The following is a 2,522-nucleotide window of genomic DNA, read 5'->3' as shown; positions in this document are numbered from 1 at the left end:
GCGGCGCTGCTGGAAGCCGGCGAAGACGCAGGCCTGGAAGCAGCCATGGTCAAGGATTTGGGCGCGACCTTCGAACAGGCCATCCCCGAAGTGACGCGCAGCCTGTTGCCCTTCATCCCGAACCCGCCCGCCAGACTGCTCGCCACGCTGGAGGCCACGGTCCACATCGCGCCGATGGTGTCCTTGCGCGGCGGCACCCGCGAGATATTGCGCGGCATCATCGCGCGCGGGCTGGGCGTGCGATAGAGCCAAGGCCTGTCCTACACGGCCAAAGCCTGTCATCATGGCTGCGTCCACAAATATTGCAGGTGACGATTGCCGGCGGCCCAGCCTGTCCCGATTCCACACAATTCGTCAAAACTGGCAAAGCCGAAGCCCGAAACCTGCCCGCCGTTGGCGCTTTTACAACCATTTGGATTCACAGCAATTCAAACATCCCGAAGCCGGGTCCAGGAGCATGAAATGACCGACCTTGTCCTGTATGAACGCGATGGCCACATCGTCACCCTCACGCTCAATCAGCCGGAATTGCGCAACCCGGTTTCAGATGATGACATGGTGGATGCTATATTGGCGGCACTGGTGCGGCTGGAAAACGATCCGGATGCGCGCGTGGCCATCCTCACCGGAGCCGGCAGCGCCTTTTCATCGGGCGGCAACCTGAAAAAGATGGCCAGCGGCGGCGGGTTGGCCGACGCCGCGCCGATCAAGACGAGGCGCAATTACCTCACCGGCATCCAGCGCCTGCCCCGGGCGTTTGCGGCGCTGGAGGTGCCGATCGTGGCGGCGGTAAACGGCGCGGCCATCGGTGCCGGCTGCGATCTGGCCTGCATGTGCGACATCCGTGTGGCGGGGACAAGTGCCAGATTTGCCGAGAGTTTCGTGAAACTGGGCATCATCCCCGGCGATGGCGGCGCTTGGCTGCTGCCGCACGTGGTGGGCCATGCCAAGGCCGCCGAAATGGCGCTGACCGGCGACATGGTGGACGCCGCCGAAGCGCTGCGCATCGGGCTGGTGAGCCGCGTGGTGCCGGATGCCGAGTTGCTGGATGCTGCCCGCGCGGTCGCCTTGCGTATCGCCGCCAACCCGCCACTCGCAGTGCGCATGACCAAGCGCCTGCTGTGGGAGGCGCGTCAGGCCAGTCTGGAGACGATATTGCAGCTTTCGGCCGCGATGCAGGCGCTGGCACACACGACGGACGACAACCGCGAGGCGATGGCCGCCTTCCTGGAAAAGCGGACGCCGGATTTCAGCGGAAACTGAACCGGTTGCGGTGCACGGCCTCAGCTGATCGGCTCAAGTGTCGGCAGCATCGCGGCCCAGCCAATCGGCCAGCACGCTGGCTTCATCTTCCCCCACGCGCGGCGGCGGCCGGCGCATGGTGGCCGGCGTGGCCGACAATTTGCCCGGAAAGGCGACGCTGGGAATATGGGCGCCGTCGCTGCGGGTGAATTCATGCACCACGTTGCGGGCGGCAATGAACGGATCGGCAAACACCTCGCTTATTTTGTTCACCGGCCCGGCCGGCACGCCTGCGGCCGCCAGCCGTTCGATCAGCGCCGCGCCGGGTTCGTTTGCCACCAGCCGCTGCACTTCGGCTTCGATGGCGTCGCGGTTGAGCAGGCGGGCGCTGGCGGTGAGGAAGCGTTCGTCTTCGGCCAATTGCGGCACGCCCATCAACCGGCAGAAGGCGCGAAACTGGCCATCATTGCCGATGGCGATGATGATGGTGCCATCGGCGACGTCAAATGTTTTGTAAGGTACCACCGTGGGGTGGCGATTGCCCATCCGGCCCGGATCGACCCCGCCCACCAGCCAGTTCATCGCCTGATTGGCCAGGCAGGCGATCTGAGTATCAAGCAGGCTGATATCGATATGCTGGCCTTCACCGCTGCGTTCGGCATGTCTCAGCGCGGCCAGGATCGAGATGGTGGCATAAAGCCCTGTTGTCACATCGGCCATCGCCACCCCGGCGCGCAGAGGGGCGCCGCCCTCTTCGCCGGTAATCGCCATGAAGCCACCCATGCCCTGCGCGACGAAATCATAGCCGCCGCGAGCAGCATAAGGCCCGGTTTGCCCAAAGCCGGTGATGGAACAATACACAAGGCTGGGCTTGATACTGCGCAGACTGTCCCAATCCAGGCCGTATTTTTTCAGGCCGCCAACCTTGAAATTCTCGACGACGATATCTGCCTTGGCCGCCATTTCGCGCAGCAACGCCGCGCCGGCAGGATCGGCGAAATCCACCGCAATCGAACGCTTGTTGCGGTTGGCCGCCAGATAATAGGCCGAGGTGCCAATTTCATCCGTGCCGTCAGCGCCTTTGAGAAACGGTGGGCCCCAGGCACGGGTGTCATCGCCGCGTCCCGGTGTTTCCACCTTCACCACATCGGCGCCCAGATCGGCGAGGATCTGCGTGCTCCATGGCCCGGCAAGAACGCGCGACAAGTCAAGCACACGGATACCGGCGAGCGCGGCAGGAGCAAAAGCATTAATCATGGCGCCGGGGTAGCCCGAAAAGG

2 protein-coding genes and 1 pseudogene are annotated in these 2,522 nt (G+C 64.1%); 2 read left to right on the top strand and 1 reads right to left on the bottom strand.

Features of this window, described 5'->3' with window-relative positions; translation table 11 throughout:
- Together ACESL8_RS11480 and ACESL8_RS11475 are read left to right on the top strand one after the other, a co-directional pair.
- Positions 1-246: pseudogene (locus tag ACESL8_RS11480) on the top strand (acyl-CoA dehydrogenase); the annotation flags it as partial.
- Positions 247-462: 216 nt separating this feature from the next.
- Positions 463-1,263, top strand: a complete 801-nt coding sequence (locus ACESL8_RS11475; protein ID WP_372918959.1) for a crotonase/enoyl-CoA hydratase family protein — start codon at positions 463-465, stop codon at positions 1,261-1,263.
- 33 nt (positions 1,264-1,296) lie between these two features.
- On the opposite strand, the gene ACESL8_RS11470 is transcribed toward ACESL8_RS11475, so the two are convergent.
- Positions 1,297-2,499 (bottom strand): CaiB/BaiF CoA transferase family protein, encoded by a 1,203-nt coding sequence (locus ACESL8_RS11470; RefSeq protein WP_372918961.1) that lies wholly within the window; start codon positions 2,497-2,499, stop codon positions 1,297-1,299.
- Positions 2,500-2,522 lie beyond the last annotated feature (23 nt).

This window comes from Sandarakinorhabdus sp. (genome assembly GCF_041689835.1).
Taxonomy (GTDB): domain Bacteria; phylum Pseudomonadota; class Alphaproteobacteria; order Sphingomonadales; family Sphingomonadaceae; genus Sandarakinorhabdus.
This window is presented reverse-complemented; position numbering and strand designations above follow the sequence as displayed.

What these genes read in the sequence shown, in the direction of transcription:
- ACESL8_RS11475 (WP_372918959.1), top strand. Translation starts at nt 463, where the DNA reads ATGACCGACCTTGTCCTGTATGAACGCGATGGCCACATCGTCACCCTC.
- ACESL8_RS11470 (WP_372918961.1), bottom strand. Translation starts at nt 2,499, where the DNA reads ATGATTAATGCTTTTGCTCCTGCCGCGCTCGCCGGTATCCGTGTGCTT.